The sequence below is a fragment of the Laedolimicola sp. genome (assembly GCF_051972735.1).
GTDB lineage: Bacteria > Bacillota > Clostridia > Lachnospirales > Lachnospiraceae > Laedolimicola > Laedolimicola intestinihominis.
This window is the reverse complement of record NZ_JBOKYU010000001.1, coordinates 146,622-166,626: the sequence shown is the minus strand read 5'-3', so window position 1 is coordinate 166,626 and position 20,005 is coordinate 146,622. Positions and strand designations below refer to the sequence as shown.

Annotated in this window: 21 protein-coding genes and 1 tRNA gene; 15 read left to right on the top strand and 7 right to left on the bottom strand. The window is 50.2% G+C overall.

The annotated features are described in order from the left end of the window. Positions 1–230 precede the first annotated feature (230 nt). The 11 genes from ACTRC3_RS00770 (at position 231) to ACTRC3_RS00720 (ending at position 11,320) form a co-directional block, all read left to right on the top strand. Positions 231–302, top strand: a tRNA-Gln gene (locus ACTRC3_RS00770). A 130-nt stretch (positions 303–432) separates the two neighbouring features. After that, positions 433–1,032, top strand: coding sequence for a TetR/AcrR family transcriptional regulator (locus tag ACTRC3_RS00765; RefSeq protein WP_440320816.1), 600 nt, complete (start codon positions 433–435; stop codon positions 1,030–1,032). A gap of 145 nt (positions 1,033–1,177) precedes the next feature. Continuing rightward, positions 1,178–1,423 (top strand): hypothetical protein, encoded by a 246-nt coding sequence (locus ACTRC3_RS00760; protein ID WP_440320815.1) that lies wholly within the window; start codon positions 1,178–1,180, stop codon positions 1,421–1,423. Positions 1,424–1,435: 12 nt separating this feature from the next. Then, on the top strand, positions 1,436–2,806 hold the full coding sequence (locus ACTRC3_RS00755) for a right-handed parallel beta-helix repeat-containing protein (RefSeq protein WP_440320814.1): 1,371 nt from the start codon (positions 1,436–1,438) through the stop codon (positions 2,804–2,806). A 190-nt stretch (positions 2,807–2,996) separates the two neighbouring features. Then, positions 2,997–5,009, top strand: coding sequence for a hypothetical protein (locus tag ACTRC3_RS00750; RefSeq protein ID WP_440320812.1), 2,013 nt, complete (start codon positions 2,997–2,999; stop codon positions 5,007–5,009). Between the two features lie 312 nt (positions 5,010–5,321). Then, positions 5,322–6,422, top strand: a complete 1,101-nt coding sequence (locus ACTRC3_RS00745; protein ID WP_440320811.1) for a TRAP transporter substrate-binding protein — start codon at positions 5,322–5,324, stop codon at positions 6,420–6,422. A 99-nt stretch (positions 6,423–6,521) separates the two neighbouring features. Then, positions 6,522–7,121 carry a TRAP transporter small permease gene (locus ACTRC3_RS00740; RefSeq protein WP_440320809.1) on the top strand — a complete coding sequence of 200 codons (600 nt, stop codon included), beginning with the start codon at positions 6,522–6,524 and terminating at the stop codon, positions 7,119–7,121. A gap of 17 nt (positions 7,122–7,138) precedes the next feature. Further along, the gene (locus ACTRC3_RS00735; RefSeq protein WP_440320808.1) at positions 7,139–8,416 is read left to right on the top strand and encodes a TRAP transporter large permease; all 1,278 of its coding nucleotides are present in this window, start codon (positions 7,139–7,141) and stop codon (positions 8,414–8,416) included. A gap of 45 nt (positions 8,417–8,461) precedes the next feature. Further along, positions 8,462–9,571 (top strand): mandelate racemase/muconate lactonizing enzyme family protein, encoded by a 1,110-nt coding sequence (locus ACTRC3_RS00730; protein WP_178039982.1) that lies wholly within the window; start codon positions 8,462–8,464, stop codon positions 9,569–9,571. Positions 9,572–9,574: 3 nt separating this feature from the next. Next, positions 9,575–10,483, top strand: a complete 909-nt coding sequence (locus ACTRC3_RS00725; protein ID WP_440320806.1) for a dihydrodipicolinate synthase family protein — start codon at positions 9,575–9,577, stop codon at positions 10,481–10,483. A gap of 6 nt (positions 10,484–10,489) precedes the next feature. Next, a complete protein-coding gene (locus tag ACTRC3_RS00720; protein ID WP_178039980.1) occupies positions 10,490–11,320 on the top strand; it encodes an SDR family oxidoreductase in 831 nt (276 codons plus the stop codon). A 68-nt stretch (positions 11,321–11,388) separates the two neighbouring features. On the opposite strand, the gene ACTRC3_RS00715 is transcribed toward ACTRC3_RS00720, so the two are convergent. The 5 genes from ACTRC3_RS00715 to ACTRC3_RS00695 form a co-directional block, all read right to left on the bottom strand. Continuing rightward, positions 11,389–12,138: a FadR/GntR family transcriptional regulator gene (locus ACTRC3_RS00715; RefSeq protein WP_440320804.1), complete on the bottom strand. Its 750-nt coding sequence runs from the start codon at positions 12,136–12,138 to the stop codon at positions 11,389–11,391. A 94-nt stretch (positions 12,139–12,232) separates the two neighbouring features. Then, positions 12,233–13,072 carry an energy-coupling factor ABC transporter ATP-binding protein gene (locus ACTRC3_RS00710; RefSeq protein ID WP_440320802.1) on the bottom strand — a complete coding sequence of 280 codons (840 nt, stop codon included), beginning with the start codon at positions 13,070–13,072 and terminating at the stop codon, positions 12,233–12,235. Positions 13,073–13,104: 32 nt separating this feature from the next. After that, positions 13,105–13,881, bottom strand: a complete 777-nt coding sequence (gene cbiQ, locus ACTRC3_RS00705) for a cobalt ECF transporter T component CbiQ (protein WP_440320800.1) — start codon at positions 13,879–13,881, stop codon at positions 13,105–13,107. Continuing rightward, positions 13,878–14,177 (bottom strand): energy-coupling factor ABC transporter substrate-binding protein, encoded by a 300-nt coding sequence (locus ACTRC3_RS00700; protein WP_440320798.1) that lies wholly within the window; start codon positions 14,175–14,177, stop codon positions 13,878–13,880. Before ACTRC3_RS00700 ends, cbiQ begins: the two co-directional genes overlap by 4 nt. Further along, positions 14,178–14,924 (bottom strand): energy-coupling factor ABC transporter permease, encoded by a 747-nt coding sequence (locus ACTRC3_RS00695; RefSeq protein ID WP_440320797.1) that lies wholly within the window; start codon positions 14,922–14,924, stop codon positions 14,178–14,180. It lies immediately after the preceding gene. A gap of 187 nt (positions 14,925–15,111) precedes the next feature. On the opposite strand from ACTRC3_RS00695, the gene ACTRC3_RS00690 reads away from it, so the two are divergent. The 3 genes from ACTRC3_RS00690 (at position 15,112) to ACTRC3_RS00680 (ending at position 17,017) form a co-directional block, all read left to right on the top strand. After that, positions 15,112–15,813, top strand: coding sequence for an acyl-[acyl-carrier-protein] thioesterase (locus ACTRC3_RS00690; protein WP_440320795.1), 702 nt, complete (start codon positions 15,112–15,114; stop codon positions 15,811–15,813). 39 nt (positions 15,814–15,852) lie between these two features. Then, positions 15,853–16,689 (top strand): CvfB family protein, encoded by an 837-nt coding sequence (locus ACTRC3_RS00685; protein WP_440320794.1) that lies wholly within the window; start codon positions 15,853–15,855, stop codon positions 16,687–16,689. A gap of 94 nt (positions 16,690–16,783) precedes the next feature. Next, a complete protein-coding gene (locus ACTRC3_RS00680; protein WP_178039972.1) occupies positions 16,784–17,017 on the top strand; it encodes a polya polymerase in 234 nt (77 codons plus the stop codon). Between the two features lie 186 nt (positions 17,018–17,203). Here ACTRC3_RS00680 and ACTRC3_RS00675 read toward each other — a convergent pair whose 3' ends face one another. After that, positions 17,204–17,974 carry a type III pantothenate kinase gene (locus ACTRC3_RS00675; RefSeq protein ID WP_349164370.1) on the bottom strand — a complete coding sequence of 257 codons (771 nt, stop codon included), beginning with the start codon at positions 17,972–17,974 and terminating at the stop codon, positions 17,204–17,206. 33 nt (positions 17,975–18,007) lie between these two features. Beyond that, positions 18,008–18,616 (bottom strand): ECF transporter S component, encoded by a 609-nt coding sequence (locus ACTRC3_RS00670; RefSeq protein WP_178039970.1) that lies wholly within the window; start codon positions 18,614–18,616, stop codon positions 18,008–18,010. A 173-nt stretch (positions 18,617–18,789) separates the two neighbouring features. Here ACTRC3_RS00670 and coaBC point away from each other — a divergent pair, with 173 nt between their 5' ends. Beyond that, positions 18,790–20,001: a bifunctional phosphopantothenoylcysteine decarboxylase/phosphopantothenate--cysteine ligase CoaBC gene (coaBC, locus tag ACTRC3_RS00665; protein WP_440320791.1), complete on the top strand. Its 1,212-nt coding sequence runs from the start codon at positions 18,790–18,792 to the stop codon at positions 19,999–20,001. Positions 20,002–20,005: the final 4 nt, after the last annotated feature.

Below are 20,005 nucleotides of genomic sequence, written 5' to 3'. Positions count from 1 at the left end.
GAAAATGATCGGCCAAAGCTTCGGGAAGCTATCGAAGAAGAAGTGAGATCCCTGGACGAACGCTACCATTGCGTCATTACATTTGACAGTGGTTTCGTGGCGGAGGAATAGTCCATCCGCCGCCCGATTTCCGGCGTTCGGCAAAAGGCTGAAAAAAAATCGAAAAAAATGAAAAAAGTGCTTGCATTCTACAAAATACTATGGTATCATAACATTCGTCGCTAAGACATAGGGCTATCGCCAAACGGTAAGGCAACGGACTCTGACTCCGTCATTTCAAGGTTCGAATCCTTGTAGCCCTGCTGAGGGAATCTCGTGAGAGATTCCCTTTTTTGATCTACGAAGAGATTGCGATATAAAAAAAGCTATGATAAAATGAAAATCTGAAGTATATCATCAGTCCATTATTTTATATAAAGGCGGAAGAAAGCTTTGCGTACAGTAAACGAAGAGGCCCGGCGGGCGAGAAAAATAGAATTGATGGAAAAGGCCTACGATTGTTATGCGGAAAATGGCCTGACGGGTGTGGGAATCAAGACAGTAGCGGAGGCCTGCGGATGTAATTCCGCTACGCTGTATCAGTATTTTGAGAATCTGGATGATCTGATTATACAGTCCACCGGATACTGTATGGCGAAGGTGGAGGATGATTTCATGGCGAAAGCGCCCACCGATCCGATGGAGTTGATGCATTTCATCGATGAGATTCCCTACTGGACAGCAAAAAAGCATGGGAAGAAATACCGGCTGATGTACCAGGTCTACACGCATCCGAAGTATATCGAACACGGCAAGCAGTTCTTCAAAGGAGTAAGCAGGCGTTATATGGAGTATGCCATAAGCCTGGAGGCGAAGCTTGGGATTCCCTGCGAGGTGCTGACGCCGCTGATCTTTATTCTGATCCGCGCCAGCGTGCATTACGCAATGTTTGAGGATGAGTATTATCTGAAGAGCCAGCTGGAGGTACTGAAGCAGAGCATCGTGATGTTTATGGAAAAATATAAAGGTAATATGGTAGAAAAAGCAGAATAGAGAATCACATGGTGGATAAGTGGTGTCTGGCCGTCAGGTCAGACACTATTTTTTCTATCTTTTCACAGAGATGCTTGTATACGGAGCTATATTATGATATTATATAACCAAACGATTAATTAATAAAAAGACCGGAGGAAAAGTGATGAAGAAACGATTTTTGAGTATTCTGCTTACACTGTGCATGGTGTTATCCCTTGTTCCCATGACGGTATTTGCGGAGGCGAACGACGGGGTCAAGATCATCAGCGAGGAAAACAATGGGGACACGCCAGTGTGTATCTGTGAGACAGCCTGCGCAGCAGAGAGTATGAATGCAGACTGTCCGGTCTGCGGCGCGGAGGGTGCCGTGGCAGAGAACTGCGGGAAATATGGCGTAGAAGAATCGTAGAAAGAGCAGAAGGTGGAGCAAAAAGAGGAACAGAAAGCAGAAAAGCCACAGGAAGAAAAGCCACAGGAAGAAAAAAAGGAAGAGCAAAAAGAAGAAGGCGCTGACGGGGAGAAGAAATCAGGGAATGCAGCGACTTTGCAGGCAGCGGAGGGCGAGGAGGCGCTCAGACCGGTGGTATCTGCGGAGCATATGCATTGCATCTGCGGTGGATATACAGATGCGGGCGATCACACAAGCCACAGCGATGTAACATTTACTCCTTGGAACGGTACAGATGCTATTACCTATACAAATGGGGAAGCGTATGTATATTTGACGAATGATGCTACGATAAACACGAATCTTGATGTGAACGAGAATACACTGTATCTGTGTCTCAATGGCAAAACGTATGCCAGCAACGGAAAAAATAAGATTACAGTGAGAAATGGACGTCTCGTGCTTTGCGACTGCGACCCGGACAGGAGTGGAGTGATTCGGGGTGCAAATACGGATGTATGGGGCGGCGGCTGTATCTATATTTATAAGAGTACACTGGATATTTTTGGTGGAAAGCTTACTGGCGGAAACGTGAACAGGGAGAATGGCGGTGGCGGTGCCATTGCCCTGGATGATTCGAAGTGTGTTTTGAATCTGTATGGCGGCGAAATCTCCGGAAATAATGGATATAAACAGGGCGGAGCAATTCTGCTGAATAATAAGGATAAGGATGGCGAGAGCGGTAAAGTAAATCTGTATGGCGGTACCATCCGTAATAACAGTGCGGAATCCGGTGGTGCTATCTATGTAAGAAGCACTGGTACCGTCACGCTTTCCGGTGCCAATATCGAGAAGAACAGTGCTGACAGGGGCGGAGCCATCTATATGAACCAAAGCGGTAAAGTAGAATTGACAGGTGGTACGATAAATGAAAATATAGCAAACATAGATGGCGGAGCTGTTTACATAAAAGATGGTACGGTTACGCTTTCAGGATCCACTGTCAGTAAGAATGAAGCCAGGTGGGGCGCGGCTGTTTATGTGAATGATGGAGGCAGTGCTGCATTATCCGGCGGAGTTATCAGCGGGAACAAGGCAAGCGAGCAGGGCGGAGCAGTCTTTCTGCGGAACGGCGGCAATATAACCCTGTCCGGAACCGAGGTTACAGGAAATAAAGCCTATAAAGGCGGAGCCATCTATGCAAACCAGGGCGGTATGATAGAGCTGTCCGGCAGTACTGTGAAGGACAATCAGGCAGATTGGGACGGAGGCGGTATCTATCTGACCGAAAACACCACAGTGAATTTCAACAGTGGAACCGTTACTGGAAATCGCGCCAGATGGGGCGGCGGCTTCTACCTGTTTGGTGGCGGAACCCTGAACCTGAGCGGTCATTTACAATGAAGGAAGGATAGAACCGAATGCGGAAAACACAGCCGAGACTGATTTCCGGGGCGAAGTAACAAACAGCGGCACCATTTCCGGCGGCACCTTCAGCAATACCGTAACAAATAAAAACACCATTGAAAATGGTACGTTTAACGATAAGGTAATCTGCGCAGGAAGCGCCGCAGACGGCAATGCAAGCGGTCCGTTGAGCGGTGGCGTGATCAAAGGCGGTACCTATGCGCAGCCCATCGAAATGAAAGCCGGTACCGTTTATACGGATGATAAGCTGGCGGTAGTCGACGGCTCCCATCTGTTGACCTATATGCTGGATGGCGCTGTCTACCTGCGTCAGGTACTGGATGATACCGTATGGCCGACACAGAAGACGGCTCCGAAAAAGACAGATGCCTATTTTGAAGGCTGGTATTATGCAGATGGTACACGCTTGGCCTATCGTAATGCTATTTCCGAGGATGGTACTGTAACGGCGCGGTATAACAGCAGTTATGACGGTACAGAAGAGCATCCTGTCCCAATCAGTTCGGTAGAAGAGCTGTATCTGTTTTGGGAAAATGTGAATCAATATGGAGAAGCTAGTCTCTGTGCGAAGCTGATGAATGATATCGTACTCAACGAGGGAACCTTCGACGCGGACGGTAATTATTCCGGCGGGACAGCGATAGAGTGGACGCCAATCGGAACTTATGAAGCTCCCTACACAGGTACATTTGATGGTGCCGGTCATACAATCCGGGGATTGTATATCAATAGTAGTGATAATGACTATCAGGGTCTTTTCGCAAAGCTGGAAAACGCCACAGTGAAAGACCTGACAGTAACAGGATACATAGAAGGGGATGATTATGTCGGCACCATCGCGGGAAAAGCGATAGGTACGACCAGTATTTCAAGCTGCAGGAGTGAATGCACGATAAAAGGTGATGATAATATTGGCGGTATTGTGGGAGAGAGCTATGATAGCGTTGTCATCCGTGATTGCTATAATGCGGGTGAGATCCGTGGAGACGGAGATATCAGCGGCATCGTAGGAAATGCCAATGACAATACAATTATCGAGAATTGTCACAATACAGGCGCGATTACCAGTGACGACGATGATATCGGTGGTATTGCAGGTGTTATCTATGATAATGTTATCGTCCGAAATTGCAGCAATACCGGTACCGTGAGCGGCGATGACGATATCGGTGGTATCGTAGGAGATATCAATGACAGTGGAGTCGTTGAACATTGTTATAATACCGGTGAGGTGAGCGGTGATGACGATATCGGCGGTATTGCTGGAGAAACCCCGACAGCAGGCGGTATACAGGATTGTTATAATCTGGGTAAAGTAACAGGTAACAGTCATACAGGCGGTGTGGCAGGACATCATAGAGGGAAAATGGAATCCTGTTATAATATGGGTACTGTCAGCGCTGCAGACGGTGAAAGCGAATATGGAGCGATTGCGGGTTATGTCTATGGGGATGATTACGATGATGAGCACTATGGCGGCAAAATAAAGAACTGCTATTATCTGAACGGCACAGCAGAAAAGGGCATCGGAGCAAACGACAATACCAGCGAAAGCGAGGTTGTGGCACCGACAGCCTATGATGCAGCCGACTTTGCCAACGGTACCGTGCTGAATCTGCTGATTGCCAACCGCACCGGAGACGAGAACCCCTGGGACACCGAGGGCTGCAAGCCCCTGACCGATGCGGCAGAGGATACGACAGAGCTTCCGGTACTGGCATGGCAGAAGCTGGCGGCACGGCATCACGGCGGGGAGGCCACCTGCAAGGACAAGGCGGTCTGCAGCGGCTGCGGAAAGGAATATGGCAGCCTGAATATGCAGAATCATATCCACCTTCAATATGTTCCGGCAAAGGCGGCGACCAAGACCGCCGAGGGCAATATCGAGTACTGGTACTGCGACGGCTGCGGCAAATATTACAGCAACGAGGCTGCTACAAAGGAAATCACAAAGGACGCTGTGATCGTAGCAAAGCTTACGGAAAAACCGGCTGACACAAAGCCATCCGGTACCAAAACGAGCCATAGTAAATCGACAGTCTCCAATTCAAAAACAACCGGCAAGAGCCCGGAAACCGGCGATACAAACGTCATTTCCTTATGGCTGGCCCTGCTGCTCCTCAGTGGCGGTGCGGCATTTGGCGCAGTGATCGGCAGCAGAAAAAAATATAACAAGTAAATAGAACGCAGAACACAGGGGAAATGTGGGAACTACCAGAAGGGACTGCCGCTTCATCATCGATAACAGGTGATGGAGCGGCAGTCCCTTTTGCCTGTACATGCATAGGAAATGTTTCCAAAAGGATTTGTTCTGTCAAAACAAAATAATTGTAGGACAATAATATAAATAAATAGACAAAATGCATAAAATCATCATAAATATATTGGCGAAAAACAACATTTACAAACAAATAAACAGAGGATATAATAAAGATACAGTAGAAATTGTCCTACAAATACGGAGAGAAAAACATTTAAAAGGAGGATAACTATGAAAAAGAAAGTTTTGGCAGCGCTTCTGGCAGCAACGATGGTAGTCGGAATGACCGCATGCGGCGGTTCCAAGGATGCGACCGCAGACGCACCGGCAGCAGACACCACCGAGGACACAGCGGCAGACGCCGCAGATACCGCCTCCACCGGAGACGCGAGCTACGTGATTAAGCTGGGTATGACCCAGGGCGACGTTCCGAGAGAGGAAAGCGCGGAGGTAACCTGGACCGAGCGGTTTAAGGAAGAGGTAGAGAAGAACAGCAACGGACAGATTAGCGTAGAGATTTATCCCTCCGGACAGCTGGGAAGCGTAGAGGAGAACCTGGCGGGACTTCTGAACGGTTCTCTGGAGATGACGGTAGCAAATATAAACTCCCTGAACAACATTTATGCTGATACCATGGTCTTAAGCTGCCCGGCTCTGTTCAAGGACGAGGCACAGTGCGACGCGGTTCTGTCCGGCGAGTGGGGACAGAAATTCTTCGGCAAGATCGGCGAGGAATCCGGTATCCATGTACTGGCAGCCTTCTGTAACGGTATGCGTTGTTTCACCACCACAAAGACTCCGCTGACTACCGTAGACAGTGCAAAGGGCATCACCTTCCGTGTAATGCAGAGCGAGGTTTGTGAGAAGATGGTATCCGCTATCGGTGCGAATCCGGTTCCCATGGCAGGCAGCGAGATGTATACAGCGCTTCAGAACGGTACTGTAGATGGACAGGAGAACCCGCCTGTAAATATTCTGAACGACAAGACTTATGAAGTACAGAAATACATGGTTCTGGACAAGCACATCGCTTCCATCGTAACCTTCGCTATCAGCGAGAAGTTCCTGGATTCTCTGCCGGAGGATCTGCAGAAGGTTGTAACCGACGCGGCAGAAACTGTTACTCCGGAGGCTTCAGAAGTTTGCAAAAAGCTGAACGACGAAGGCGTGGCAAAGCTGGAAGAGTACGGCATGGAAGTTTACACACCGACCGAGGCTGAGCTGGAAGACTGGCACTCCGCTATGAGACAGCCCTGTATTGACTACGTAACCGGTCAGGTAGGCGAGGATGTAGTAAACGGACTTTTGACAGCAATTGAGCAGGCAAACTAAAAAGAAATAAATTAGGAAACTGAAAAGCTGCCTGTTTGTATATGTAAAATATTCAGACAGGCAGCTTTATTAAAGAAGAAAGAGAGGTGCAGGAGGAGAATGAAAAAAGCTGTATGTGGAATTTATAACGGCATGAACAAGATATCCGGCGTGATACAGAAATTTCTGGAAGCTGTTGTGGTTCTGCTGGTATTGAGCTGTGCTGCGGACCTGCTTTTGCAGGTTACATATCGATTTATTCTGGTCAATTTTGTAAGCTGGTCCTGTTCGTGGACCACAGAGTACGCGCAGGACGCCTTGATTTGGATTACTTATCTGATGGTAGGCATCTGTTATAAAGAGGGAAGCATGGCTTCTGTCAATGTAATCTATGACAAACTTGGGAAAAAGGGAAAAGTAGTACTGTACTGTATTACCAGAGTCATTGTATTCATCTTTCTGGTTATGGGACTGAAATATGGATGGGACGCAATTATTTCCATGCTAACCTGGAGTTCCACCAGTCTGCATTTGCCGGGATATCTCCTTTACAGCGCACCGTTCCTGGGCTGTATTCTTATGGGATATGAGGCAGTGACCGAGACACTGGGCGTATTATGTGGAGAATTACTTCCTTTTGTGGGCCGTCCGCCGAAGGAAGAGGAGATAGAACTGACCGAACAGGAGAAAGAAGAACTTCGCTCCATCGAGGGCGAATAGAAGGGAGATGAGAAATCATGTTAGCAGCCGTTTTACTGATTATTTTTCTGCTGGTTGTAATTGTAGGCGTTCCGATTAGCTTCGCCATGGGCTTTATGACCATTTCGGCGTTCACCATCGGAAATGGAGCCATGGTTATCATCCCTCAGAAAATGTTTTCAGGTGTATACAATTTCACCTATATGTGTATCCCGCTGTTCATTTTGGCCAGCGAGATCATGAGCCGCTGCGGACTGACCATGAGCATCGTAAAATTCTGTGATACCCTGGTGGGCCACATCCGGGGCGGTCTGGCACACGTCAATATCTTGGCAAGTATGCTGTTTGCGGGAATCTCCGGATCTGCTACGGCGGATGCTTCAGGATTGGGTCGTATCGAGATGGAAATGATGACCAAAGCCGGATATACCAAGGAGTATTCCGCGGCGGTCACGGCGGCCAGCGCCATCATCGGACCGATTATCCCGCCCAGTAATATTATGATTATTTACGCGGTGTGCGCGTCCAACGTATCTGTATCGGCCATGTTCCTGGGAGGTATTATGCCCGGTATCGTGCTGGGTCTGGCTGAGATGCTGCTCTGCTACTATTTTGCGCGGAAATATAATCATCCCTGCAGAGCAAGACGTTCTTCTGCAAGAGAGGTTTTGCATTCCTTCAAGCGTTCTCTTCCGGCCCTCGGCCTGCCGATTATCATTCTGGGCGGTATCGTGAGCGGCGTATTTACCGCCACAGAGTCCAGTGCGGTAGCAGTATTCTATGCGTTAATCGTAGCTGTCTGCAAGCGTCAGATTACCTGGAAGAGTCTGGTGGAGTGCTGCAAGAATACGGCGAAAACCACAGCGAACGTTATGCTGATTATCTCCATTGCGTCAGCTATGAGCTACGCTATCACCGTACTGCGTATTCCCCAGGCCATGGTAGAAGTCTGCATGAAGTATGTAAACAGCCCGGCAGTATTCCTGCTTCTGGTGAATCTCATTCTGCTGATTCTGGGCTGCGTGCTGGATCAGAGCCCGGCGCTGCTGATGATGACCCCGATTCTGCTTCCCATCGCCATGAAATACGGCATCGACCCGGTTCACTTTGGCGTACTGTGCTGCTTCAACCTGACCGTAGGCCTGATTTCCCCGCCAATCGGCATGACGCTGTTCGTAACGGCAAATGTGGCGAAGGTAAAACTGACCGATTTGTTCAAACAAATCATACCCTTTGTACTGGTTGGCCTGGCAGTACTTATACTGATTACCTGGGTACCGGCCCTGACAACCTTTATTCCGAATTTATTTTCATAATATAAAATGACAAAAATCTATTTTTTATAATATGAGGTGACAACTATGAATGATTTAAAAATTACAGGCATTGACGTAACGCTTTGTGAGACAAGAGTAAAAGGAAATTTTGCGGATTCCACCCGAAATGTGGAGACTATCGGCTTTGCAGTGGTAGACGTGAGTACAGACCAGGGTCTGCACGGCATTGGTGTTACCTACCATGAGGTAGGCGGCGAGGCCATCCGTGATTTCATTAAATATGCGATTGAACCCAAGATGATTGGAAGAAGCCCCTTCGAAACGGAAGTGCTGTATGAGGAGAACTTCCACTATATGCGCGGCGTTGGCCGTAAGGGACTGGCCTTCTGCGCCTACAGCGCTGTGGATATCGCGCTTTGGGATCTGAAGGGCAAGGCTCTGGGTATGCCTCTGTTCCGTCTGCTTGGCGGCACCAATCCGGAAGTACCGATTTACGCGTCCGGCGGATGGACCAGCTATTCCACAGAGGAACTGGTAGCGGAAGCGAAAATGATGGTTTCCAAGGGCTACAAGAAGATTAAGCTGAAGGTCGGCGTAGAGGGCGGCAACAACCCGGATGAGGACGTAAGACGTGTGGCTGCAGTCCGCGAGGCTATCGGCCCGGACATTGGCTTTATGCTGGATGCCAACAATGTATGGCGCGCGGCGACTGCCATCCAGTTTGCTAATAAGATTCGCGAGTACAACATTGAGTTCTTCGAGGAGCCGGTATTTGCAGACGATATTCCGGGACTGGCAGAATTTAAGCGTGGCACCGACATTCCGCTGGCTACCGGCGAGCATGAGTATACCCGTTACGGCGTGCGCGACCTGTTTCTGAATCATGCGGTAGATATCCTGCAGTGCGACGCCACCCGTGTGGGCGGCTACACCGAGATGCTCCGTATCATGGCTTTGAGCCAGGCCTTTAATAAGGCATTCGCGCCTCATGGCATGGAGCATATGCATATGCATCTGGTTGCGGCTGCACCCAACGGCGTATATCTGGAGAAGTTGTTTATGTTCGACGAGGTTGTAAAGAGCGTATACCTGAATGCGCCGGAGCCGGTAAACGGTATTATGACTATTCCCGAGAAGCCGGGTCTCGGCCTGGAGTTGAACATGGATTATATCAAGGAGTGTAAGGGGAGATAGAACATGTCGAATAAAATCGAAGGAATCGCGGTTCCGATTCTGACACCGATTAATGAGGTGGAGGAAATCAACCATGAGCAGCTGGCGGCCCTCACCGACTATGTGTCGGAGGGCGGCGTAAACGCCATTTTTGTAAATGGAACAACGGGCGAATTTGCCAGATTTTCCCAGAAATCCCGCCAGGAGCTGGTGAGTACCGTGGCCAAAGCCGCAAAGGGCAGAGTGGCGGTTCTGGCCGGCGTCAGCGAGTGCGGTACCCGTCTGGTCATTGAGAATATCAAGCGGGCTGAGGAGGCGGGAGCGGACGCCATTGTGACCACCATGCCTTATTATTTCCCGACCACCAGTATCCGGGAACAGATCGAATTCACCGAGGATGTGACAGCCAGCACGAAGCTTCCGGTGCTTCTGTATAATATTCCGCCGGTGACAGGCTATTCTCTGAACGAGGAACTGTTGGATCACGTCTGCGACATTGATAACCTGTATGGTATCAAGGACAGCAGCGGAAAGGCAGAGAATTTTCTGAAGCTGAAGGAACGCTACGGCGAGAAGCTGAAGATCTTCGTGGGCGCCGAGGAATTGAATTATTTCGGCCTGAAAAATGGCGCGGACGGTCTGGTTCCGTCCCTGGCGAACCCATTTCCGAAAGTGCTGGCGGCGGCTTGGAAGGCGTCCCGAGAGGGCGACTGGGAGGCATGCAAGAAGCACTGTGACCTGGTGGATGAGATGAATAAGCTGAACCGATTCTCTGACAGCTGGATGAGTCCGAATATCTGGCGGAAAGAGGCGCTGGCCCAGATGGGGATTATGAGCGCCGCGTTTACGAAGCCCTATATTCCGGTTTCAGAGGACGACAAAAAGAAGATTGCAGAATGGATTTCCTATTATAGGACAAATTACGGAGAGTGATAGTGTATGGAAGACAAACTGTTTAGCGTAAGAGATAAAATCTGTGTAATTACCGGTGGTATGGGTCAGCTGGGGGCCCAGTATGTGAAGGCGTTCCTGAGCCGCGGCGCGAAGGTAGCCGTATTTGGCAGACATGTGGGCGAGGACAAAGTACAGAAGGTGTTTGAGAAGGACGAGTATGAGAGCCCGAACCTGAAATTTTTCCAGGTAGACATCACCAGTAAGAGTGATCTGAATAAGGCTCTGGATCAGATGGAAGAAGCTTGGGGAACTCCGGATGTACTGGTAAATAATGCCGGAATTGATACGCAGCCCAGTGCTCCGCCCGAGGTATCCGGACCCTTCGAGAACTTCCCGGAGGAGGTGTTCCGGGAGGTAGTAGATGTGAATCTGGTGGGTACCTTCCTGACCTGTCAGGCCGTGGGTGCGCGCATGGTCAAGGCCGGAAAGCCGGGTTCTATCATCAATGTGGGTTCCATCTACGGCATGGTTTCCCCGGTGCAGGATATCTACGCCTACAAGGAGAAGATGACAGGAATTCCCTTCGTCAAACCGGTGGCGTATTCCGCGGCCAAATCTGGTATCTACAACCTGACCCGTTATCTGGCGACCTACTGGGGAAAGAAAAATATCCGTGTCAATACCTTTACGCCCTCCGGCGTATGGCGTGACACCCAGGACGAGTATTTCCAGGCCAACTACTGCAGTCGGATTCCGATTGGACGGATGGCCAAAGAAGACGAGTATAACGGGGCTATCATTTTTTTGGCCTCCGATGCTTCCCGTTATATGACAGGTTCCAACCTGATTATGGACGGCGGATGGACGGCCTGGTAAAAATTGTAAAATACAAAAAACCGGAAAGCTTTTAAGCCTTCCGGTTTTTTGTATCGCTTCGTGTCTCGTTACTGGGGAGCTTCCGTCTCTTCCTTTTTTTTCTGCATCCGCTCGTATTCCGCATCGATCATAGCCAGCTGGTAATTCTGCATACCCAGCTTCACATGTTCCCGCATGGCTGTTTCGCCCAGTTCCGGGTCATGCAGGTCAAAGGCCCTGAGAATCTTGAAATGGGGCAGAATCGCTTCCTGGGGGCCATTGGGCAGACGCAGACTCTGGTAGCGGAAATCCTGGGTCCGGCTTTGGAAAAACCGGAAAATATTGATTAAGAGCTGATTTTGGGACAGCTCGATGATGGAGTCGTGAAAATTACCCTCCTGAAGCAGGATGGATTGCATATCATGTTCCTGGATGGCTTTCACAAAGGCATTGTGAATGGAATGTAGTCGGGCCAGATCCTTCTGGGAACAGCGCTCGATGGCCAGCTTGGCCGCCAGAGGCTCACAGACGGAACGAATCTCCAGATAGTCCCGGACCTCCACCTGATTTTGGTTGAACCAGAAGATAACGTCCTCCTCGTCCTGAATTTCCCCGGTGCGGCGGACGAAAGCGCCCCGCCCGGGTTCCAGGGTAATGTAGCCGGTGGAAGCGAGAATTCGCAAGGCCTCCCGGAGGCTGTTACGCCCCACGCCCAACTGCTGGCACAGCTCCTTCTCCGTCGGAAGATGCTCGCCCTTTTTTAAGTCTGAGGTGAAGAGAAACTGCTTGATCTGCTCCACTGCTTTCTGCACCACAGAACCATAATTTTCTGATTTCATATGTATCGATCCCCATCGTAAAAAATACCTTTTCTACACAAAAGTGTAGCGAAAAAGCGGGGAAATGTCAATATTTTGCGAGGAGTTCTCTACATTACAGTGCGCTGATATAGGCTTCCAGTTCCTTTAAGTTCCTGGGGATTTTCCATTCTTTCTTTAAAATTCCTTTTGCGCAGAGACTGTCGAACAGCTCCAGCACGGCAGGCTGGGTGAGGTTGGTCTCCTTGAGGGCAGAGGTGTCGGTAAAGACCTCCTCCGGCGTTCCGGATTTCAGAACCCTTCCATCCTTGAATAAAAAGATTTCATCGGCCCAGGCGAAGGCATAGTTGACGTCGTGGGTTGACATCAGTACGGTGATACCCTGGGCGGTCAGCTCGTCTACAATGTGGTTCACCATGGCGGTATGCTTGGGGTCCAGGGCTGCTGCAGGCTCGTCCAGAATGATGATATCCGGGTGCATAACCAGGATATCGGCGATGGATACCTGCTTCTTCTGGCCGCCGCTTAAGGCGTGGGTGGGCTTGTGGCGGAAGGGCGTGATTTCCAGGTAATCGATGACGCGCTCTACCTCGTCCTTTGCCTGTTCTTCGGAAACGCCCAGATTCAGAATACCAAAGGAAATTTCCTGATAAACGCTGGCGGAGAAGAGCTGGTTGTCCGGATCCTGGAAGACGATGCCTACCTTCTGGCGGAGCTTTAAAAGCCCCTGCCGGGAATAGTCATAGGGTTCGCCGTTCAGATAAAGCATTCCCTTAGAGGGACGGTGAATGCCGTTGCAGCAGAGAAAAAAGGTGGACTTTCCGGAGCCGTTGGCTCCCATAAAAGCAATCTTTTTCCCGCGGCCGATTTCCAGGGAAAGACCATTCAGGGAATGTGTTTTTTCATCATCATAGGAGAAGTACAGATTCTCCGCTTTCAAAATAATATCGTTCATGGTATCGAAATTCCTTTCCTAATATGGAAGGCTTAGAAGCAGAATTTTTCTGCCAGTAAAAAAGCGTAAAGCGCCAGCTCGAAAAGCACAATGGCTATAATTTCCTTTCCTGCGGGCGGATAGGTCTCATTGAGCACCCGGATCGTGCCGTCGTAGCAGCGGGATTCCATGGCGTCGTAGAGGGCGTTGGATTTCTTGATTGCGCGGATAAAGAGAGCCGAAGCCAGGGTGCCGAAGGATTTCAGGGAGGTCCGGTAATCCTTATTGCCCAGGCGGGAATTCTGGGCGGTGCGCAGGTTGGACGCAATCTCCAGCAACACAAAGATGTAGCGGTAAATCAGAAGCATCAGCTCAATGATAATGCGCGGACAGCGCATAACCCGCAGTACATTTAAGATATCCGGCATGGGCGTATTGAAAGAAAGAAAATACAGGCAGGATACGCTGGCCAGGGCGGTCAGGATAAGCTGTACGGCATAGAGGAGGGAAGCCCTGCTTCCGGTCAGCCAGACAGAGCCGATTTTCCAGGCAAAGAGATCAAGGGGCGTCCGGGAAAGATTCAGGACAATGGCCAGGGTGCTGAAAAACAGGAAAACCAGCGGTACGGTCATGAAGTGGAGATAACGGGAAAAGGGGATTCCACCCTTTTTTACGGTGAGAATCCCTGTAACAGCCAGCACAATGCAGGCCACGGCAATGGAACGGCTGATGACGCATGCCAGAAGCGTGAGCACTGCAAAGATAAATTTTTCTCCGGCGTTTACGTAGCGCAGCCGGGAATTATAGCAAAGCTTATCAATGACGATCATTTATTTTCCCATTTCTTACGTTCTACAAAACGGCCCATGCAGAAGGCCAGAATGCCTACGCCGATACCGGTCTGGACACAGAACAGCATGCTTTCTACTTCTCCGGGCAGCTCGCCGCCGATAAGACGCTCCAGAATGGGCTCAGCCCAGGGCTCATAGGAGGAATCCACTTCCTCGACAACCGTGCTTCCGGCATCATCGGAGCCGCCGAACTCGGCGTCCTTCAGCGCGAACAGCGGAATAAAGGCAATCAGGATGACTGCAAGGATCAGTGCGATTACGATACTCTTTTTCATTTACTTGTCCTCCTTTAAAAATCCGATGGCGCGAAGCTCCGGCTTTGCATAGGATTCCAGGGCGGAAATAATGAGAACAGTCAGGATTCCCTCAATGACTGCCAGCGGAATCTGGGTAGGAGCGAAGACCGCAAGGAATTTCAGAGAAGCGGCACCAATGGTAGTATCTGCGTGATGGGCAATCGCCAGCTGGAAAGCGGTTACACAGTAGGTAAACAGGTCGCCCAGGGCTGCAGCCAGAAATACGCTTACATTCTTGTTCAGCTTTGTCTTCTGGCAGAGCTTATAGATACCGAAGGACACGAAGGGGCCGGCAACAGCCATGGAAAAGGTGTTGGCACCCAGAGTGGTCAGTCCGCCGTGAGCCAGCAGAATCGCCTGGAATAACAGTACGATAATGCCTAAGATGCTGACAGCAGAGGGTCCGAAAAGCAGAGCGCCCAGACCGGTTCCGGTCATATGGGAGCAGCTTCCGGTTACAGACGGAATCTTCAGAGATGAGATGACAAATACAAAGGCGCCTGCCATGGCAAGCAGCGGAAGAGCCTTCCGGTCAGCCTTTAAGGTATTCTGGATGGAGCGGAAGCCTGCCAGAAGGAACGGCAGACAGACAACACCCCAGGCTACGCAGAAGCCTGCGGGAAGGTAGCCTTCCATGATGTGCATGGCATTTGCGCTGGGCGCGATTCCGAAGGCCAGAATGAAGGCTGCGGAAGCGGCAATGTAGCGTTTGGTACTTTTCTTCATAACACAAAGTTCTCCTTTAGAATAAGATAGCGTTTTTGAAACGCCGTTGTTCCAGTATATCTTACTGATAATTTTTGTCAATAATCCATAGGGGTAGGGGTATAGGAAAAGAGGAAGCGCTTGTATTTTCGCAGGTGTTTCGCTATAATAAATACGAAACGCAGACGGATAAGAAGGAGCATAACATATGTATTCATTTAAAAGCCGGGTCCGCTACAGCGAGGTGGGCGAGGATAAAAAGCTGTCGCTGAACAGTATCATTAATTATTTCCAGGACTGCAGCACCTTTCAGTCGGAGGAGCTGAATAATGGACTGGAGCGTCTGGAAAAGCTGCACCGGGTCTGGGTGCTTTCTTCCTGGCAGATCGTCATTGAGCGTTATCCGGATCTCTGCGAGGAGATCGAGACAGGCACCTGGCCCTATCATTTCAAAAATTTTATGGGCTACCGCAATTTTGTCATGCAGGACAAGGAGGGAAAGCGGCTTGCCTACGGAAATAGTCTCTGGAGCTTTCTGGATACCGATACGGGACTGCCGGTCCGGGTGCCGGAGGATATCGAGAAGGCATACGTGCTGGAGGAAAAGCTGGATATGAAGTACGCTTCCCGGAAGGTTCCCATGCCGAAGGAGGGAGAGACCGGAGAGCCGTTTCCGGTGCAGAAGCACCATCTGGACACCAACCATCATGTGAACAACGGTCAGTATATCCAGATGGCCCGGGAATATATTCCCGAGGATTTCCCGATCCATCAGCTGCGGGCGGAATATAAGAAATCAGCGGTGCTGGGGGATATGATTTACCCGGTGACGGCCCTGGAGGACGGCCGCTATACGGTGGGGCTCTGCGACGAGCTGGGCCGGCCCTACGCAGTCGTCGAATTGTCATAAGTATCATTTTAGTAAATTTCAACAGGAGGACGGAAAGACATGATTGAATTAGGAAAGAAACAGGAATTAACCGTAATAAAAAGAGTAGAGTTTGGTGTCTATCTCGGAGAGCAGGAGAGCGCGGAGGAGCGCGTGCTGCTGCCGAAGAAGCAGGTGCCGGAGGGGACGGAGATTGGTTCGAAGCTGACGGTCTTTGTGTACAAGGATTCCAAAGACCGCCTGATTTCCACTACAAATGAACCAAAGCTGGAGTTGGGCGGCCTGGCCGTCCTGAAGGTGGCTCAGGTGGGCAAAATCGGTGCTTTTCTGGACTGGGGGCTGGAGAAGGATCTGCTGCTGCCCTTCCGGGAACAGACCCGCCGGGTGCATGAGGGCCAGGAGGTCCTGGTGGCCCTCTATATCGACAAGAGCAGCCGTCTCTGCGCGACCATGAACGTGTACGAGTATCTGGAGCTTCAGTCTCCTTATAAAAAGGACGACCGCGTCAAAGGAACCGTCTACGAGATAAGCGAGGAGTTCGGCGCGTTTGTGGCTGTTGATAACCGCTACTCCGGACTGGTGCCCCGAAAGGATTTCCATGGCGGAGCGAAAATAGGCGACATTGTGGAGGCCCGGGTTACCGGCGTCCATGAGGACGGCAAGCTGAACTTAAGTCTCCGGGAAAAAGCCTACCTGCAGATGGACTCAGACGCGGAAGCTGTGCTGGCTGTCATCGACGAATTTGACGGCGTTCTGCCCTTTACAGACAAAGCGTCGCCGGAAGTGATTGAGCGGGAGCTGCATTTAAGCAAAAATGCGTTCAAAAGAGCGGTGGGAAGACTCTTAAAAGAGGGCAAAATAGAGATAACCGAGAAGAGTATCCGCCGAAAAGTATAAAAAATGTTAAATTTTATGAAAATTGAAAAATAGTGCTTTCCAAAGCCGGACTTTGCGGTTATAATAGGGAAAGAGAAGAAAGGGGTGAATTAGAATGAAAGTACAGAACATTACCGACATCGATAAATTCTTCAAGGTAGTAGACAGCTGCAAGGGTAAGGTTGAGCTGGTTACAGGTGAGGGCGACAGACTGAACCTGAAGTCAAAGCTTTCCCAGTATGTATCTATGGCGAACATCTTCTCCAACGGAGAGATTCCGGAGCTTGAGATCATCGCGTACGAGAAGGAAGACATCGACAGATTAGTTTCATTTATGATCAATGGTTAATTAAGAACGGGGTACGTGTTCCTGCGGGAACGGATACCTCGTTTTTTCTGCCCAAAAATCAGAAAAAACGAGAAAAACGAGCGAATGCCAGATAGGTGATTACTCATCTATGCAGCATTCGCTCCTTTTTATCTGATATCTGTAGCAGACTGCTTTGGACAGGCGGGGAAAAGGATGTGCCGATTTCTACGCCGGACAGTTCTTATAATACAGAATCAGCAGCCCCTTCAGAAGCAGATCGTCATCCAGTATAATCTCATGCCTGCACAGCGGTGTAATCACCCCGGCCAGCCCGCCGGTGGCTACTACGGTGCACTCCTCACCTAGCTCCTCGTTGATTCGATCAATCAGCCCGTCCATGGCTCCGGCATTTCCATAGAGGATACCGCTTTTCATGGAATCAACGGTGTTACTTCCGATGAGCCGCTTTGGCTTTTCCAGCGAGATATAAGGCAGCTGTGCCGCCTTGCCGGACAGGGCGTTCAGGGAGACAGCCACGCCGGGTAAAATCATTTTCCCGATATAAGCTTTGTCCTTATTGATGACAGAGACCGTGGTGGCAGTTCCCATGTCAATGATGATCTGGGGTACCGGATAGCTGTGTACGCCTGCTACAGCACCCACGATCAGGTCGCTGCCCTGCTGGGCAGGGTCGTCCACCGCCAGCTTAATGCCGGTTTTGATGCCGGGTCCAACCACCAGCATGCGGGCGCCGGTGAATTTCTCGGCCGCTTCCTTCAGTGTATTGGTGACAGAAGGAACGACGGAGGAAATGATGCCGCCTTTGATTTGGAAAGGCTTTATTTCATGCAGATCCAGCATTTCCCGGATAATGGTGGCATATTCCAGGGCCGTGGAATCCTGCTCCGTGGAAAAACGCTCCAGAAAGAGAAGCTGATCCTTAAGAAAACAGCCCATGACAATATTCGTATTTCCAATATCAATGGTCAGAATCATGTTTTCCTCCGTAAATAAATCATTTTCCGAAAATTAGTCGCGGTTAACCAGGCCAGCCTTTAAAAGCGCGAAGCCTACCGCTCCGGTAATAATTGTAGATGAAAGCATCTCGCAGACAGCATTGATTCCTACAAAGCCGCATACGAAAAGAATGATATTCTTGCCGCCGATGAGGCCCTGCATGTATTCGGTATTACCGAAGAGAACCACAAGTGCGGTCATGAAAAACAGCGTATTTAAAAATGCGGAAAAGAAGCCGGTAACGAAGCAGCTAAGACGCGCGTTCGAAGCCTTCTTTACACCGCGGAAGATATATCCCAGCAGCAGACCGTCCAGAAGACGGGGTACAAAGCGCTGGATAAAAGCCAGTACAGGGTTAATTCCGAAAAGGACGACTCCCATGGAGCTCACTCCGCCCACACCGATGCACTGTAAGAAGCTGGTCAGTCCGAATACGGCTCCCGCGGCAGCTCCGCCTGCAGGTCCCAGGGTAATGGCAGCCAGTGCGACAGGGATCACGTTGAACGAGATAGCCAGAGGCCCGATGTTCAGGTATCCCAGAGGCGTATAAGCCATCAGAAGTAAGATGCCGGTCAGCAGTCCGAGAACGGTTAGCTGCCGTGTTTTGGTAGATGTTTTCATATTCAGTTTTCCTCCTTGTTATTATTCCCCAAGCGGGGATACAATACAATTACGGGCTAATGATAGCATAGGAAATGAGCGGATTCAAGCAAATAAAAAGTTCAGGGGCCTTTGTATTGAAAAAAATGCGAAATTCCCATATAATCAAGGGGAATAAACTGGGAGGAAATACGATGACATTTGATAATAAAACCTTAAAAGGAAAGACCGCGGTGCTGGCCGTGACCGGCAGTATCGCTGCGTATAAAATTGTAAATCTGGCGCGTATGCTGAAAAAACTGGGCGCCAACGTACAGGTTTTGATGACGAAGAACGCCACGGAATTTATCACGCCGCTGACCTTCGAGCAGCTCACCGGCAATAAGTGCCTGATCGACACCTTCGACCGGAATTTCCAGTATAATGTGGAGCATGTGGCGTTGGCTAAGCAGGCGGACGTGGTGCTGGTGGCTCCGGCTTCCGCCAATGTGATCGGCAAAATCGCGAACGGCATTGCCGACGACATGCTGACCACCACAGTCATGGCCTGCCCCTGTAAGAAAATCATTTCTCCGGCCATGAATCACAACATGTACCACAACCCCATCGTCCAGGATAATATCGAAAAGCTGGCCCGCTTCGGCTACGAAATCATCCCGCCGGAGACCGGTATGCTGGCCAACGGCGACAGCGGCGACGGTCGGATGCCCGATGAAAGACTGCTGCTGGAATATATTTTAAAGGAAATCGCCTGTGAGAAGGATCTGGCGGGAAAAAAGGTGCTGGTAACCGCGGGGGCGACCCGGGAAGCCATCGACCCGGTGCGTTTTATCACCAACCATTCCACCGGGAAAATGGGCTTTGCGCTGGCTCATGCGGCCATGCTGCGTGGTGCTGATGTGACCGTCGTAGCCGGACACACCGAGGCAGAAGTCCCCCTTCTGGTGAACGTAGTGCGTGTGACTTCGGCACAGGATATGTTTGAGGCCGTGAAAGAGCGCGCGGAAGAATCCGATGTGATTATCAAGGCCGCTGCCGTGGCGGATTATACGCCGGTGACGACCGCAGACCATAAAATCAAGAAGGCCGAGGGCGGACTTTCCATTGAGCTGACCAGAACCCGGGCTATTCTGAAATATCTGGGCGGGCACAAGCGGGAAAGCCAGGTGCTCTGCGGCTTCGCCATGGAGACGGAAGATCTGCTTCAGAACGCGAAGAAGAAGCTGGAGAGTAAGAACTGTGATCTCATCTGCGCCAACAGTCTCAGAAAGGCAGGCGCGGGCTTCGGTGGGGATACGAACTGCGTGACCGTGCTGACGAAGGACGGGGAGCGTGAGCTTCCGCTGCTTTCGAAAGAAGAAACTGCCCATGAGATTTTAAACGAGATCTGTAAAAAACTGGGATAAAGGA

Bases quoted from the DNA above. Each gene is read 5' to 3' on its own strand.
- ACTRC3_RS00675 (WP_349164370.1), bottom strand. From the start codon at position 17,974: ATGATTCTGACCATTGATATTGGAAATACGAATATTGTCATGGGCTGT.
- ACTRC3_RS00760 (WP_440320815.1), top strand. From the start codon at position 1,178: ATGAAGAAACGATTTTTGAGTATTCTGCTTACACTGTGCATGGTGTTA.
- coaBC (WP_440320791.1), top strand. From the start codon at position 18,790: ATGACATTTGATAATAAAACCTTAAAAGGAAAGACCGCGGTGCTGGCC.
- ACTRC3_RS00670 (WP_178039970.1), bottom strand. From the start codon at position 18,616: ATGAAAACATCTACCAAAACACGGCAGCTAACCGTTCTCGGACTGCTG.
- ACTRC3_RS00700 (WP_440320798.1), bottom strand. From the start codon at position 14,177: ATGAAAAAGAGTATCGTAATCGCACTGATCCTTGCAGTCATCCTGATT.
- ACTRC3_RS00680 (WP_178039972.1), top strand. From the start codon at position 16,784: ATGAAAGTACAGAACATTACCGACATCGATAAATTCTTCAAGGTAGTA.
- ACTRC3_RS00740 (WP_440320809.1), top strand. From the start codon at position 6,522: ATGAAAAAAGCTGTATGTGGAATTTATAACGGCATGAACAAGATATCC.
- ACTRC3_RS00725 (WP_440320806.1), top strand. From the start codon at position 9,575: ATGTCGAATAAAATCGAAGGAATCGCGGTTCCGATTCTGACACCGATT.
- ACTRC3_RS00685 (WP_440320794.1), top strand. From the start codon at position 15,853: ATGATTGAATTAGGAAAGAAACAGGAATTAACCGTAATAAAAAGAGTA.
- ACTRC3_RS00745 (WP_440320811.1), top strand. From the start codon at position 5,322: ATGAAAAAGAAAGTTTTGGCAGCGCTTCTGGCAGCAACGATGGTAGTC.
- ACTRC3_RS00715 (WP_440320804.1), bottom strand. From the start codon at position 12,138: ATGAAATCAGAAAATTATGGTTCTGTGGTGCAGAAAGCAGTGGAGCAG.
- ACTRC3_RS00720 (WP_178039980.1), top strand. From the start codon at position 10,490: ATGGAAGACAAACTGTTTAGCGTAAGAGATAAAATCTGTGTAATTACC.
- cbiQ (WP_440320800.1), bottom strand. From the start codon at position 13,881: ATGATCGTCATTGATAAGCTTTGCTATAATTCCCGGCTGCGCTACGTA.
- ACTRC3_RS00730 (WP_178039982.1), top strand. From the start codon at position 8,462: ATGAATGATTTAAAAATTACAGGCATTGACGTAACGCTTTGTGAGACA.
- ACTRC3_RS00710 (WP_440320802.1), bottom strand. From the start codon at position 13,072: ATGAACGATATTATTTTGAAAGCGGAGAATCTGTACTTCTCCTATGAT.
- ACTRC3_RS00690 (WP_440320795.1), top strand. From the start codon at position 15,112: ATGTATTCATTTAAAAGCCGGGTCCGCTACAGCGAGGTGGGCGAGGAT.
- ACTRC3_RS00695 (WP_440320797.1), bottom strand. From the start codon at position 14,924: ATGAAGAAAAGTACCAAACGCTACATTGCCGCTTCCGCAGCCTTCATT.
- ACTRC3_RS00735 (WP_440320808.1), top strand. From the start codon at position 7,139: ATGTTAGCAGCCGTTTTACTGATTATTTTTCTGCTGGTTGTAATTGTA.